Consider the following 13,529-nt stretch of genomic DNA (forward strand, 5'->3'; position numbering starts at 1 on the left):
AAGCGGCAACCTTCGACGACAAGGTGTTGGCACGCGACCGCGCCCAGGGCGTCTTCACCCAAACCTTTGTCGAGTTTTCCAACCGCATGATCTCGGCCTATCGCCTGAAGCAAGGTGCGGCGAACATGAAGAAATACGCGGATGTCTTCGCCCGCGCCGACCAGCAGTTCGGCGTTCAGGCGCCGATCATCGCCGCCTTCTGGGCGCTGGAGACCGATTTCGGCGCCGTGCAGGGCGACTTCCACACGCTGAGCGCCCTGGTGACGCTGTCGCATGATTGCCGCCGCCCGCAACTGTTTCGGCCTCAGTTGATACCGCTTCTGCAATTGATCGATCGCGGCGTGCTGCCGGCCGATGTCAGGGGCGCCTGGGCCGGCGAGATCGGCCAGACGCAGATCCTGCCCTCAGATTATCTGGCACGCGGCGTCGACGGCGACGGCGACGGCAAGATCGACCTGCGCGGCAGCGTGCCCGATGTGATCATGACCACCGCCAACAAAGTGCTGTCGCGCGGCTGGAAACGCGACCAGCCCTGGATCCAGGAAGTCCGCGTGCCCGAAGACATGCCGTGGGACCAGACCGGTCGCACCAACAAGCTGCCGCTGTCGCAGTGGGCGCAATGGGGCGTCACCTACCCCAGCGGCGCGCCGCTGGTCGACAACGGCCTCAAGGCAGGCTTGGCGCTGCCGATGGGCCGTAAGGGGCCCGCCTTCCTAGCTTATGACAATTTCGACGTCTATCTCGAGTGGAACCAGTCCTTCACCTATGCGCTGACCGCGGCCAACCTCGCCGCCAGGTTGGCGGGAGAAAAACAGTTCGATCCGCGCAATCCCGAGACCGGCCTCAACAACGAGCAGATGAAGGCGCTGCAGACCAAGCTGGAAGCCAGGGGCTACGATGTCGGCACTGTCGACGGCATTTTGGGTACCAACACCCGCGAGGCGATCCGCAAGGAGCAGATGCGGCTAGGCTTGCCGGTGGATGGCTGGCCGACGCCGGAGCTTTTGGGGAAGCTTTAGCGAATAGCGAATAGCGAATAGCGAATAGCGAATAGCGAATAGAAGGTAGTCCTTCCTTGCTGCTGTCTCGGCAAATCTTCCCTATTCGCTACTGGCTATTCCCTATTCGCTAATCCGCCATCGTCTCCAAACTGGCAAACCCCTGCGGCGCGTCGCCCTCGTCGAACGGCGTCGTCACCTCGACGAAGGTGTCGGGGTAAAAGACGTTGAAGCGGGTCCGCAGCGAGAGCGAATAGGCGCCGATATGGCCGATCTCGATCCAGTCGCCGGTATCGACCGTTTCCGGCAGCCAGAACGGCCGCGACAGGATGTCGACGGAATCGCAGGTCGCGCCGCAGACCTTGAACGGCACGATGTTCTTCTCCTCGCCATTGCGCGAGCGGATCGCAGGATCGGGAATGAAGCGCGCCGGCAGCGTGATCTTTCCGGTCCATGAATCCGACAGCGACGCCCAGATGCCGTCATTGATGTAGAGCCGCTTGCCCTTGCGCAGCAGCACCCGCACGATCAGCGACAGGCAGCGCGCCACGATCACGCGGCCCGGCTCGGCCACCAGCGGCATCTGGTCGAACTGATACTCTTTCAGATCGCCCGAAAGCCGCGACATGATCTGGCCGAGCGACGGCATCTCGATCTGCTTGCGGTTGGGGTCATGGCCGTATTCGGCGGGGAAACCGCCGCCGACGTCGAGCCCGGCAATATCGAAGGTCAGCCGGTTGCGCACCCAATCGGCGGAAGCCAGTGCCCGCTCATAGGTGTCGGGATCCTCGATCTGACTGCCGACATGGAAACACAGGCCAACCTTGTAGCCGGTGCGGTTCAGCCGCTCGGCCAGTTCGACGGCATAGGCCGGCCCGGCGCCGAACTTCTTCGACAGTTCGTAGGCGGCATGGCCCTTGGTCTGCACCCGCACGAACACGCTGATCGAGCCCGGATCGATATCGAGCGCCCGCACCACTCGCGTCAGCTTGGTGATCTCGTCCTCGTGATCCAGCGAAATGACGCGGATGGCGTATTTCTCCAGCGCCAGCTTGATGTCCGACTGCGCCTTGACCGGATGCATGTAGAGCATCTCGGCATCGGGAGAGACGGCACGCACGGCAGCGAACTCGCCCGGCGACGCGACGTCGAAAGCCTTGACGCCGGCTTCGACCAGGGTCTTCAGCACGATCTGCTCGCCATTGGTCTTGACCGCATAGGCGGTCTTGCCCGGGAACATGCCCATGAACTGCCTGGCATCCGCCATCAGCACCTGCGGGCGGAAGCAATAGACCGGATCGTCCGGGCGAAGCGCCAGTGCCGCCTCGCGGGCATTCTCGAATCGCTGCATCGACGAATCCTTGATCTAGCCTGCGCACAATTAATCCAAGCTAGCGGCTAATGAAAACAATTCTGTGTCTCGTACGGCTGACGCTGGGGCGCTAGGTCTTGGCGGCAGGCGTTTGCCATCAATCACGTTTCGGGTGGCCCTTGTCGCCGAACCGGATATGGCTTCTGCCTGACTGGCATACGTCTGGGAGGGCGACTCACATGGCAATGGCCGCGACATCCGCACCACGCGGGCCGATGGTGCTCAAGGATTGGGGGCAACTCCTGCTGCTCGGCGCGATCTGGGGCGGCTCGTTCTTCTTCGCGCGCATCGCGGTGGCGGAGCTCCCCCCGCTGGTGCTGGTGCTGTTTCGCGTCGCCATTGCCGCGATTGCGCTGCAGATCTATCTCGGTCTGCGTGGCCCGTCCTTTCGCCTCGCGCTTCCGCATGCCGGCCTGTTCTTCCTGCTGGCGCTCACCAACAATGTCGTGCCCTTCTCGCTGATCTTCGCCGGCCAGACGGAGCTCGGAGCCGGCATCGCCTCGGTGCTCAACGCGACAACGCCGTTCTGGACGTTGATCCTCGCCAACGCGCTGACATCGGACGAAAAGCTGTCCTGGAACAAGCTCGCCGGCATTGCGCTCGGCATCGCCGGCACGGCTGTCATGATCGGCCCCGGCCTGCTTGCCGGGCTCGGCGGCTCGGTCTGGGCCAAATTCGCGCTGATCGGGGCTTCGCTGTCCTATGCCGTCGCGCTGATGGTTGCCCGCCGCTTCAGGGGCGTGCCCTCGCCGATCATCGCCACCGGACAGTTGACGGCATCGACCATCATCATGATCCCGATCGTGCTCTTCACCTACGGTCCATCCGGCCTGTTCTCGGCCTCGCCGCCGGTCTGGGCGGCGGTGCTGGCACTGGCGCTGCTGTCGACCGCCTTCGCCTACATCCTCTATTTCAACCTCGTCGCCTCGGCCGGCGCCACCAATGCCTCGCTGGTCACGCTTGTCGTACCGGCCAGCGCGATGCTGCTCGGCTTCCTGTTCCTTGGCGAGCGGCTGGAACTGTTCGAAATCGGCGGCGTGGTGCTGATCGCGCTCGGCCTCGTCACCATTGACGGGCGGTTGTTCGGCCGACGTTAGAGCGCCGCGCGTCCACTGGACGCGCAAAGGATGCTCTAACCACCCAATTGCCCCCCGCATCGCGAAAGTTGAATTCGGCTTCCGCAGCGGTAGCGCTGCCATGACACGGCAGCGACACGAGTCGGCCACATTTTATTCACAGGCCTGAAGCCGGTTTTTGCTTAGGAGTTTCAAAGCCTAACGGCAAAAGACATGTCGCGGATTTCACAATCACGTCGCAATGCAGCACATTTTCCGCTTGCCTGTGGCACAAATGAACCTAGACTCCGTGACATAGCTCTTTAAGAGGAGGCTATGTCATGGGACTTACGAGGCCTATCAACGCATTGATGATCTGTGCTGCGTTCGCCTTTATCGGAGCCCTTATTATGGGCTTCCTTCCCTGACCGCCAAAGCGGGGAAGACCAGCACCCAAATAGTCCAACCAATTCAAAAGGCCGGGTTTTTCCCGGCCTTTTGTCGTTCAACCCACTCTCATGCCGCAGCTGATCCGGCGGCCGCCGCCTCGTGCGAGCGGATGCCGATCATATGACAGATGGCAAAGACCAGATCGGCGCGGTTCATGGTGTAGAAGTGGAAATCGCCGACACCGCGCTCGACAAGGTCCATCACCTGTTCGGCCGCCACCGCCGACGCCACCAGCGCATGCGTCTGCGGGTCCCGGTCGAGGCCTTCGAAACGCTCCGCCAGCCAGCCGGGCACATGCGCGCCCGCCCTCGCGGAAAAGTTCGCGACCTGCTTGAAACTGTGAACCGGCTGGATACCCGGCACGATCGGGATGTAGATGCCGGCGCGGCGGACGCGCTCGACATAGCGCTCGTAGAGATCGTTGTCGAAAAAGAACTGAGTGATGGCACGCGTCGCGCCATTGTCGACTTTGCGCTTCAGCATCTCGATGTCGGTGGCGAAATCGGGGCTTTGCGGATGTTTTTCCGGATAAGCCGCGACGGAGATGTCGAAATCAGCAATCGCCTTGAGCCCGGCGACCAGTTCCGCGCCGTTCTCGTAGCCACCGGGATGCGGCCGATACGGTCCGCCGACGCCGGAGGCCGGGTCGCCGCGCAGCGCCACGAACCGGTTGATGCCGATCGATTTGTAATCCTGGATGACCGCGTCGACCTCGTCGCGCGTTGCCCCGACACAGGTCAGATGCGCCGCTGCAGGAATACCGGTTTCCGTCAGGATGCGCTTTACAGTGCGCGCGGTGCGCTCTCGCGTCGAGCCGCCGGCGCCGTAGGTCACCGAGACGAATTTCGGCTTCAACGGCTCCAGCCTCGTCACCGTCTCCCACAGCCTCGCTTCCATCTCGTCGGTCTTCGGCGGGAAGAATTCGAAGGAAACCCTGACCTTGTCGCCAATGTCGGGGCGGCGGGAAAAGCGGAACTGGTTCATCAGGCGGTTTCCCTTATCTGCCTTGTGTCGTTGGAAGGATCGGCGATCAAGAGGCGCCGGTCGCGGCCAAGCCAGAGTTTTACGGTGAGCCTGGCCTCGTTGCCGCCACGCGGCTCGAATTCCTGACTGTCTTCAAGATCGAGGCCGGCTTCCGAAAACCAGTCGGCGATCTGCCGGTCGGAAAAGCCGAGCCGCATATGCGCGTGTTCCTCACGCAGGAATTCCAGCGCATGCGGCGCGAAATCGACGATGACCAGGCGTCCGGCCGGACGCAAAAGCCGCGCCGCCTCGTGGATGGCACGGGCGGGATCGTCGAGATAGTGCAGCACCTGATGGATGGTGACGAGATCGAAGGCATCGCGCTCGACCGGCGGTGCGAAGATGTCGCCCTGCCGAACCTGCGCGTTCGAAACGCCTGCCTTGTCCAGATTGGCGCGCGCCACGGTCAGCATCTCGCGCGACATGTCGATGCCGACACCACGCCGATAAAGCGGCGAGAAGATTTCAAGCAGCCGCCCGGTGCCGGTGCCGAGATCGAGCATCGACTGGAACGGCCGCTTGCCGACCAGTTTCAGCATTGCGGCTTCGACGGCGCGGTCCGGCACATGCAGCGATCGGATATGGTCCCAGCTTGCCGCATTCACGGAAAAATACGCGACCGCCCGGTCCTGCCGCTTGCGCTTGACCGAGGCCAGACGCTCAAGATCGCGCTCGACCTGCGGATCGGCGCCGCGAATGCCGGAAACCAGCCCCATGACGAAGTCCCGCGCGGAATCCGCATCCGACAGGCGGAAGAAGGCCCACGACCCCTCCTGGTAGCGGCCGATCAGTCCGGCCTCCAGAAGCAGCTTCAGGTGCCGCGAAACGCGCGGCTGCGACTGGCCGAGAATTTCGGTAAGATCGGAAACCGTGAGGTCACCGCGCGACAGAAGTGCCAGTATGCGCAATCGGCTGGATTCGGCCGCCGCCTTTAACGTATCCACCATAGTGTCGAGCGAGACATGCATCAGCGTATTCTCTTTGAAAAGATATAAACATATGTTTATGTCGATTTTAGCGACCTTGCAAGCGCTATGTCGCTTCCGGACAAGAAAATGCCGCTTGTGTGGCGTTTTAAGAGACGTGGACCATGACTGAAACGCGTGAGATGTTCGAGGCGCGCGAAGGCGAGCAGAGGCTGGAGAACGATCCGGCCTTGATGCCGCCTGATGGCGGGATCGTCTTCATCGGCCGCATTGCCTCGCCATGGACGACGCGCGAAACCTGCCCGAAGAACATGCGCGCCGCGCGCGAGACCGGGCAGAAGGCGGTGCTGACCATCGACACAGCCTACCGAAGTGGCCTGCAGGGGCTGGAGCGCGCCAGCCACGTCATCATCCTATCCTGGCTGCATCATGCGCCGCGGGACCTGATTGTGCAGAAACCGCGCCATGCCGCTGAAGCGAAAGGTGTATTTTCGCTGCGCTCCCCTGCCCGCCCCAACCCCATCGGGCTGCATGTGGTCCGGCTCGTCGCGCTCGACCAACGCACCGGCCGCATCGATCTCGACGCCATCGATGTGCTCGACGGCACGCCGGTCATCGACATCAAACCTTATTTCGCCTCGACCGACGCTATTGCCGAGGCGACCATCGAAGGGCGCGACGAGCCCGATCGGACCCGGCGGTGACGGCGCCGACCGGCCGCCGCCGCGCCATAGCCAAGGCGCTGACCGCTCTTCTGCCGCTGGCTCCCTATGCCGACATGGAGAAGATCCGCACCGACGCCGGCGCGGTCCACATGAAGACCTTGCCGCCGGGCATCGCCGTATGGCTGGCGACGATTGCCCATATCCGCCACATGCACACCGATTACGAGAAACTGCTGAGCGAAGGCTATGACCGCGACTCGGCGCGTTTCTTCGTCATCGAGCAGACCAACATCGTGCTCACCCGCTGGCGCGCAACCCGCCTGCTCGACGCCGACGACGAGGAGGAATGACCACGGCTACTTCCGCTTTAGCACGGCGACCGCATTGTAGGTCTGGCCATCGGCGTGGCCGACCCAAATCCAGGACAGATTGCCCTTGTAAAACCTGACGGTGATGTTGCCTCCGTCGATGCATTTGTCCCGACCGTAGGTGATGTTCTCGTGGTATTCCGCCGAAATGTCGTCCCTTGACGTCTGCGACAGCGATCCGCCGCAGCCGAGTGACGGATAGTCGATCGACGCGCTGCCATCGTTGATGGTCATGGCGATCGCCCAGTCGGCGCCGGCGTCACCCGCCGGGCTCTGGTGGCCATTGCCTACCCAGGTGCCGCTCAGCGACAGCACGTTCACCGCGCAAGGCAGGTTCTGGAAGATCGGAGTCAATTCGCCGCCGGTTTTCTCGCAGCGATAGGTCTGCCCGCCCTGGCACAATTCCTCGCCTTCGCGCGCGCACTGGGCGCGGGCGTCGCCCGCAGCGGCGAACATCATCATTGCCGCTGTGACGGCCCCAAACCTGCCCATTTTCCCCTCCCGTTCAGACCCGGAACGATACGGCAATCGCGATCGAATGTATCGGCCAGATCGTCATGGAGGCCGAACAGCGCCGGGCGGGTGGCTCTATGCCTTCTGCCCAGCGCCGCTAGCCTCTCGCCTGCGTGACAGGAGGCCCCGATGAGCCGGACAATGGCAACACAGGACGAGAAGCGACCGCCCGTCGTCGACGACCGCCATGTCGACCCGCACTCCTATCCCGAGGGGGTCGCTTTCCTCGACGGCCAATACCTGCCGATGTCGCAGGCCAAGATCTCGGTGCTGGACTGGGGTTTTCTGCATTCCGACGCCACCTACGACACCGTGCATGTCTGGAACGGCCGCTTCTTCCGCCTCGATTTGCATCTCGACCGCTTCTTCGGCGGGCTGGAAAAGCTGCGCATGACCATCCCCTTCGATCGCGACGGCGTTACCGAAATCCTGCACAATTGCGTGGCGCTGTCGGGTCATCGCGCCGCCTATGTCGAAATGCTGTGCACGCGCGGCGCCTCGCCGACTTTCAGCCGCGACCCGCGCCAGGCGGTCAACCGCTTCATGGCGTTCGCCGTGCCGTTCGGCTCGGTCGCCAATGCCGAGCAGTTGCAGCGCGGCCTGCGTGTCGCCATCAGCGCCAAGATGCGCATTCCGCCGGCCTCGATCGACCCGGCGATCAAGAACTACCACTGGCTCGATCTGGTGCGCGGCCTCTACGATGCCTATGATCGCGGCGCCGAGACCGCATTGATCCTCGACTTCAACGGCAATGTCGCCGAGGGCCCGGGCTTCAACGTCTTCTGCGTCAGGGACGGCAAGCTGTCGACGCCTTCCATTGGCGTGCTGCCGGGCATAACCCGCCGCACCGTCTTCGATCTCTGCGCCGAACAAGGTCTTGCCGCCACCGCGGCCGATGTCAGCGTCACTGCATTGCGCGAGGCCGACGAGGTCTTCATCACCTCGACCGCGGGCGGCATCATGCCGGTGACCGAGATCGACGGCGCGGCGATCGCCAACGGCAAGGTCGGACCGATCACCAGCCGGCTGATGGCGCTCTATTGGGAGAAGCACGAGGATCCGGCGTGGTCGTCTCAGGTGAATTATCCCTGATAATTCAGGCGTCTTTTTCGAAAGATTCCGGTCGCCTCTGGAAAATCAGAGGACGGACCGTATATGCCCGAAAGCGGAGAGGCCTCCGCTTTCACGCAAAATCACGCCCGCAGGGGCAAGGTCTCCAAGATCATGACATCAAAGGTTTGGTTCATCACCGGATCGTCGAAGGGCTTTGGTCGCGTCTGGGCCGAGGCTGCACTCGCGCGCGGCGACAGCGTCGCGGCCACCGCCCGCGATGCCGGCACGCTCGCCGATCTCGTCGAGAAATACGGCGACAGGATTGCCGCGATAAAGCTCGACGTCACCGACAAGAAAGCCGTCGATGCCGCAGTCGCCGAGGCGCACAAGCGTTTTGGCCGGCTCGACGTCGTCGTCAACAATGCCGGCTACGGCCATTTCGGCGCCATCGAGGAGGTCAGCGAACAGGAAGCTCGCGACCAGATCGAAACCAATGTCTTCGGCGCGCTGTGGGTCACTCAGGCCGCACTGCCGATCATGCGGGCGCAGCGTTCCGGCCACATCATCCAGATTTCGTCGATCGGCGGCGTCAATGCCTTTGCCTCGCTCGGCCTCTACCACGCCTCGAAATGGGCGCTGGAGGCCTTCAGCCAGTCGCTGAGCATCGAGGTCGCGGAATTCGGCATCCATGTGACGCTGGTCGAACCGGGCGGCTTCTCCACCGACTGGGCCGGCCCGTCGGCCAAGATCTCTCAGCCGATCGAGGCCTATGCGCCCGCCCGTGCGAAGATGGCAGAGCGCCGCGCCAATTCCGTTGCCGGCGATCCAGAGGCCACCGGGCCGGCGATGCTGGCCATTGTCGACGCCGCCGAGCCACCGCTCAGGGTGTTCTTCGGCGACGGCGGCCTGCCGATGATACGCCAGGAATACGCCAACCGACTCGCCACATGGGACAAGTGGGACCATGTTTCCGTTATGGCGCAAGGCGCCAAGAAGAACCGCAAAGCTAACGCCTAGTGAGCTTGGCTACGCCGCGACGGCGGCGTAGCTCCTGCCCTCTGGTTGCCGCACAGCTATGCCGAATAGATCCACTGCTCCGGCACGCGCACCGAGATTTCTTCGCGGACCCTGACCGTTCCGGGCTTCTCGACCCAGGCGACGACGCCGCGCAGCCGTTTCGCGACTTTTGGGAACAACAGCGCGCCGGCTTCGACGTCGGCCATTCCGGCATTCTCGGCGATCGACCGGCCGGCGATGCGGCAAGGTCCGTTCTGTACGTCAATCTTGATGGTGACGCCGCCCTTGAAGAACAGCAGCGTGCCGGCCGGCAGCATCGAGAGGTTCGGCACCCCTTCGATCACAAGATTGGCGCCGATCCACTCCGGCCTGATCTCGGCCAGGCCCATGCGTTGGGCAACAACCGCCAGTTCGTCCGCTGCCACTATGGACAATTGCCGTTCGTTGCGCATTTCGGTGCCGCGCGGATACCAGGGCTCGCGCCCGCCCGCGCGGCGTGTCGGTCCGGCATGAAAATCGCCTGCTATGCCATCGAAATCCAGCAGCAATTCGTCCACCGGGCGCGTCTGAAAATGATCCGCCGGCGCCACGTAAAGCGCTGCCGCCTTGGCGGCAAGCTTTCGCGCGGGGATGATTTCGATCGGCTTTTCAGCCTCGGGGAAGAGATCCAGCATGGCGTTCTTTTCTCTCGTCATCCAGCGAATTAGCCGGGCGGACTTCGCGGCGTCCAGTCGAAAGTGCTGATCGTCCGATCAACGTCACCGATGGGATGGCGATCGCCAGGCGAGTGCCGTTCGCACCAGCCTAACGCAACAAGACGTATTGAGCGCCAAGGTGTATTCCGAGCACAGGAACGGAGCGTACTTTTGGGTACGTGAGTTCAGCCCTACCGCGACGCGGGGAAGCGTAGCCATTCGCCGGGCGGCCTCACCTGAATATCGACATACCTAGAGCATCCGCAACAGCGCACCGCCTATCGAATACCCCGCGCCAAAGGCGCAGATCAGGCCGAAATCGCCAGGCTTCATGTCGGCGTGGTTTTCCGACAGCGCGACGATGGCGCCGGCGCCCGCCGTGTTGCCAAGCCGCTCCAGCACCATCGGCGCGCGGTCGTGGTCGACCTCGTGGCCGAACGACAGTTTCAGGATCATCGCATTCATGCGTGCATTGGCCTGATGCAGCCAGAAGCGCCTGATCGCCTGCGGCGTCAGCCCGTGCTCGGCCAGGAATTCGACGATGAATTTCTGCCCGGCAACGGTGACTTCCTTGAACACCTTGTTGCCGACCTGCTTGATCAGATTGCCTTCCAGATTGATCATGTAAGGATCATCCTGGGCGGTGCGGGTGTGATAGCCCAGATTGGTGCGGATGTTGTTCGACATCTGCGTCCAGACGCGCGTGTCGAGCACTTCGAAGCGCCCCGGCCGCTTGTCGCCCTTGGCCAGCCCTTCGACCACCATCGACACCGAAGCGTCGCCGAAGATGAAATGCGTCTGCCGGTCGCGAAAATTGAGATGGCCGGTGATGATCTCGGGCGTCGTCACCAGAATGCGCTTGTGCGCGCCCGACCGCACCAAATTGACGGCTATGTGCAAGGCGGCCGCCGCCGAAGAACAGCCAAGCCCCATGTCAAAGCCCGCGCCCTTCGTCCCCAGCGCCTCCTGCATTTCGATGGCGATCGCCGGATAGGGCCGCTGGTGATGCGAGGCCGAGCAGATCACCAGGTCTATATCCGACGGCTGCAGCCCGGCATGGTCGAGGGCCTTCTTCGCCGAGGCTATGCCGAACTCGGCCTCCAGCGACAGCGCATCGTCGGGCCGTGCGGGAATGCGCGGCGCCATCCGGGTCGGGTCGAGGATGCCCTCGCGCTCGATCACATGACGGGTGCGCACGCCCGAGGCGTGGACGATGAAGTCGCTGTCCGATTTCGGCAGCGGCGGCTCGCCAGTATCCTGGCGACGCGCGTTTTCCAGGTCGACCCAGGCATTGAAGCTGGCGACCAGTTCTTCATTGGTGATTGTGGGTTCGGGGATCTCAACGCCGATGCCGCTGATGATGACGCGATGCATGTCCAGTCCGTCCCATCCGCAGGCGTTGCGGGCTTCATGTGGGCGCCGGAACGCTCCGGCGCAACAGTTTTCTCACCGAGGCGGTTTACGCCGGCTTAAACCAAAGATCTGGGCCGACTGAAGCCGATCCCTCGACATGGCCACAGCCAAAGCCAAGCGGCCCTAAGGCGCCGCGCGACATGGATAATCAAGCTCGTTTTGCGACAATGAAAATGCGCGGAAAGCGCAAGAGCACCTTGCCATCAGCCGTCTTCTGATAGGCCTTGGCGATCTTGGCCGTGTAACATTCGAGGAACATCGCCCTCTCCTCGGCGTCCAGCGGATCGAGGAACGGCTTCAGGCCCGTCGATTTCACCCATTCGACGATCGCCTGCGCGTCGGCAAGCGGATGGTTGTAGATGGTGTGCCAGATATCAAGCCGGTCGCTGAGCGGCGACAGCAGGTCATAGTAGAACGACACCGGCGGCAACGGCCCGCGTGCCGCGCCCTTGAGCTTTTCGGCAAATGGCATTTCGGCGGCGGTCTCCCGCATCAGGCGGTGGGAGTCCTCGCCCAGATTGTCGGGCATCTGGACGGCAAGCGCACCGCCTGGGGCGAGGAAGCCCATCAGCCGCTGGAACACCGCCGGATGGGTAGGCAGCCATTGGAACACAGCATTGGCGAAAATCACGTCGACCGGCTCCGCCGGCTGCCATTCGGAGGCATCGGCGAGATCAAAGGTGACCTCGGGCAGGCGCGCCCGCGCCTTCTCGATCATGTCGGGCGAAGTGTCGAAGCCGCTCACCTCAGCATCCGGCCAGCGCTCGACAAGCAGTTCGGTCGAGTTGCCAGGCCCGCAGCCGATGTCGACGACCCGGCGCGGGAAGTCCACCGGCACCTGCGCGACCAAATCCCGCGCGGGCCGCGTGCGCTCGTCTTCGAATTTCAGATATTGGGCGGCGGACCAATCAGCCATTTGAGCTCCTCATGCTGGTTGAGATCGCCGCCCTAAAACCCCTTACCGCGTCAGCCTCTTGTAGGTCATGCGGTGCGGGTTGACGGCATCCGGCCCGAGGCGGCGGATCTTGTCCTGCTCGTAATCCTCGAAATTGCCTTCGAACCATTCGACATGGCTGTCGCCCTCGAAGGCGAGGATGTGCGTCGCCAGGCGATCGAGGAACATACGATCGTGCGAGATGATGACGGCGCAGCCGCCGAAGTTTTCCAGCGCGTCTTCGAGTGCGGCCAGCGTTTCCGTATCGAGATCGTTGGTCGGTTCGTCGAGCAGCAGCACATTGCCGCCGGTCTTCAGCATCTTGGCCAGATGCACGCGGTTGCGCTGACCGCCGGACAGATTGCCGACCTTCTGCTGCTGGTCGCCGCCACGGAAGTTGAACGACGCGCAATAGGCACGCGTGTTGGCTTCGAACTTGCCGAGCTTGACCACTTCGGCGCCGCCGGAAATCTCTTCCCACACCGTCTTTGACGGATCGAGCGCATCGCGGCTCTGGTCGACATAGCCGAGCTTGACCGTTTCGCCGACGCGCACAGAACCCGCATCCGGCTTTTCCTGGCCGGTGATCATGCGAAACAGCGTCGTCTTGCCGGCGCCGTTCGGGCCGATGACGCCGACGATGCCGCCGGGCGGCAGCTTGAATTCCAGGCCGTCGATGAGCAGCGTGTCGCCAAAGCCCTTCGACAGGCCTTCCGCCTCGATCACCACATTGCCGAGCCGCTCGCCATGCGGAATGACGATCTGCGTATCGCTCGGACGCCGCTTGTCGGCTGCATCCAAAAGATCCTGGAACGCCTGGATACGCGCCTTGGACTTGGTCTGGCGAGCCTTCGGGCTCGACTGGATCCATTCGCGCTCGCGGCCGATGGCGCGCTGGCGGGCATCGTCCTCGCGGCCTTCCTGCTTGAGGCGCTTGGCCTTGGCTTCGAGGTATTTGGTGTAGTTGCCCTCATAAGGAATGCCGCGGCCGCGATCGAGTTCGAGGATCCAGCCGGTGACATTGTCGAGGAAGTAGCGGTCGTGGGT

General features: G+C 63.0%; 14 protein-coding genes. 6 read left to right on the forward strand and 8 right to left on the reverse strand.

The window, feature by feature from the left end:
• Positions 1–1,019, forward strand: a 1,019-nt coding sequence (locus tag EN906_RS07445) for a lytic murein transglycosylase (RefSeq protein WP_127375119.1), incomplete at its 5' end; no start/stop codon positions are given.
• Positions 1,020–1,128: 109 nt separating this feature from the next.
• On the opposite strand, the gene EN906_RS07450 is transcribed toward EN906_RS07445, so the two are convergent.
• A complete protein-coding gene (locus tag EN906_RS07450) occupies positions 1,129–2,349 on the reverse strand; it encodes an alanine racemase (RefSeq protein WP_127375120.1) in 1,221 nt (406 codons plus the stop codon).
• A 200-nt stretch (positions 2,350–2,549) separates the two neighbouring features.
• Here EN906_RS07450 and EN906_RS07455 point away from each other — a divergent pair, with 200 nt between their 5' ends.
• A complete protein-coding gene (locus EN906_RS07455; RefSeq protein WP_127267192.1) occupies positions 2,550–3,467 on the forward strand; it encodes a DMT family transporter in 918 nt (305 codons plus the stop codon).
• Positions 3,468–3,941: 474 nt separating this feature from the next.
• Here EN906_RS07455 and metF read toward each other — a convergent pair whose 3' ends face one another.
• Positions 3,942–4,859, reverse strand: coding sequence for a methylenetetrahydrofolate reductase [NAD(P)H] (gene metF, locus EN906_RS07460; protein WP_023813165.1), 918 nt, complete (start codon positions 4,857–4,859; stop codon positions 3,942–3,944).
• Positions 4,859–5,866 (reverse strand): metalloregulator ArsR/SmtB family transcription factor, encoded by a 1,008-nt coding sequence (locus EN906_RS07465; protein WP_023813166.1) that lies wholly within the window; start codon positions 5,864–5,866, stop codon positions 4,859–4,861. The genes metF and EN906_RS07465 overlap by 1 nt, the downstream gene beginning before the upstream one ends.
• A gap of 122 nt (positions 5,867–5,988) precedes the next feature.
• Between EN906_RS07465 and tsaA the strand changes: the two genes are divergently transcribed.
• Both tsaA and EN906_RS07475 read left to right on the forward strand, forming a co-directional pair.
• Positions 5,989–6,528 (forward strand): tRNA (N6-threonylcarbamoyladenosine(37)-N6)-methyltransferase TrmO, encoded by a 540-nt coding sequence (gene tsaA / locus EN906_RS07470; RefSeq protein WP_023813167.1) that lies wholly within the window; start codon positions 5,989–5,991, stop codon positions 6,526–6,528.
• The gene (locus EN906_RS07475) at positions 6,525–6,839 is read left to right on the forward strand and encodes a DUF2293 domain-containing protein (RefSeq protein WP_127260329.1); all 315 of its coding nucleotides are present in this window, start codon (positions 6,525–6,527) and stop codon (positions 6,837–6,839) included. Before tsaA ends, EN906_RS07475 begins: the two co-directional genes overlap by 4 nt.
• A gap of 6 nt (positions 6,840–6,845) precedes the next feature.
• On the opposite strand, the gene EN906_RS07480 is transcribed toward EN906_RS07475, so the two are convergent.
• Positions 6,846–7,349, reverse strand: coding sequence for a hypothetical protein (locus EN906_RS07480; RefSeq protein ID WP_127267193.1), 504 nt, complete (start codon positions 7,347–7,349; stop codon positions 6,846–6,848).
• Positions 7,350–7,499: 150 nt separating this feature from the next.
• Between EN906_RS07480 and EN906_RS07485 the strand changes: the two genes are divergently transcribed.
• Together EN906_RS07485 and EN906_RS07490 are read left to right on the forward strand one after the other, a co-directional pair.
• The gene (locus EN906_RS07485; protein ID WP_127267194.1) at positions 7,500–8,462 is read left to right on the forward strand and encodes a D-amino acid aminotransferase; all 963 of its coding nucleotides are present in this window, start codon (positions 7,500–7,502) and stop codon (positions 8,460–8,462) included.
• 132 nt (positions 8,463–8,594) lie between these two features.
• Complete coding sequence (locus EN906_RS07490) at positions 8,595–9,440, forward strand: SDR family oxidoreductase (protein ID WP_127272444.1); 846 nt, start codon at positions 8,595–8,597, stop codon at positions 9,438–9,440.
• 56 nt (positions 9,441–9,496) lie between these two features.
• Here the strand turns inward: EN906_RS07490 and EN906_RS07495 are convergent, their stop codons facing one another.
• From EN906_RS07495 to EN906_RS07510, 4 genes are all read right to left on the reverse strand, one after another.
• On the reverse strand, positions 9,497–10,114 hold the full coding sequence (locus EN906_RS07495; RefSeq protein WP_127271384.1) for an MOSC domain-containing protein: 618 nt from the start codon (positions 10,112–10,114) through the stop codon (positions 9,497–9,499).
• A gap of 273 nt (positions 10,115–10,387) precedes the next feature.
• On the reverse strand, positions 10,388–11,509 hold the full coding sequence (locus tag EN906_RS07500) for a beta-ketoacyl-ACP synthase III (RefSeq protein ID WP_127272443.1): 1,122 nt from the start codon (positions 11,507–11,509) through the stop codon (positions 10,388–10,390).
• Positions 11,510–11,696: 187 nt separating this feature from the next.
• A complete protein-coding gene (tam, locus tag EN906_RS07505; protein WP_127271532.1) occupies positions 11,697–12,464 on the reverse strand; it encodes a trans-aconitate 2-methyltransferase in 768 nt (255 codons plus the stop codon).
• A gap of 42 nt (positions 12,465–12,506) precedes the next feature.
• Positions 12,507–13,529: ATP-binding cassette domain-containing protein (locus tag EN906_RS07510; RefSeq protein ID WP_127375121.1), on the reverse strand; the 1,023-nt coding region annotated here is incomplete at its 5' end.

It is taken from the genome of Mesorhizobium sp. M7A.F.Ca.CA.004.06.1.1, from assembly GCF_003999135.1.
GTDB lineage: Bacteria > Pseudomonadota > Alphaproteobacteria > Rhizobiales > Rhizobiaceae > Mesorhizobium.

What these genes read in the sequence shown, in the direction of transcription:
- EN906_RS07455 (WP_127267192.1), top strand. Translation starts at nt 2,550, where the DNA reads ATGGCAATGGCCGCGACATCCGCACCACGCGGGCCGATGGTGCTCAAG.
- EN906_RS07450 (WP_127375120.1), bottom strand. Translation starts at nt 2,349, where the DNA reads ATGCAGCGATTCGAGAATGCCCGCGAGGCGGCACTGGCGCTTCGCCCG.
- tam (WP_127271532.1), bottom strand. Translation starts at nt 12,464, where the DNA reads ATGGCTGATTGGTCCGCCGCCCAATATCTGAAATTCGAAGACGAGCGC.
- EN906_RS07485 (WP_127267194.1), top strand. Translation starts at nt 7,500, where the DNA reads ATGAGCCGGACAATGGCAACACAGGACGAGAAGCGACCGCCCGTCGTC.
- EN906_RS07465 (WP_023813166.1), bottom strand. Translation starts at nt 5,866, where the DNA reads ATGCATGTCTCGCTCGACACTATGGTGGATACGTTAAAGGCGGCGGCC.
- EN906_RS07480 (WP_127267193.1), bottom strand. Translation starts at nt 7,349, where the DNA reads ATGGGCAGGTTTGGGGCCGTCACAGCGGCAATGATGATGTTCGCCGCT.
- tsaA (WP_023813167.1), top strand. Translation starts at nt 5,989, where the DNA reads ATGACTGAAACGCGTGAGATGTTCGAGGCGCGCGAAGGCGAGCAGAGG.
- EN906_RS07490 (WP_127272444.1), top strand. Translation starts at nt 8,595, where the DNA reads ATGACATCAAAGGTTTGGTTCATCACCGGATCGTCGAAGGGCTTTGGT.
- EN906_RS07500 (WP_127272443.1), bottom strand. Translation starts at nt 11,509, where the DNA reads ATGCATCGCGTCATCATCAGCGGCATCGGCGTTGAGATCCCCGAACCC.
- EN906_RS07495 (WP_127271384.1), bottom strand. Translation starts at nt 10,114, where the DNA reads ATGCTGGATCTCTTCCCCGAGGCTGAAAAGCCGATCGAAATCATCCCC.
- metF (WP_023813165.1), bottom strand. Translation starts at nt 4,859, where the DNA reads ATGAACCAGTTCCGCTTTTCCCGCCGCCCCGACATTGGCGACAAGGTC.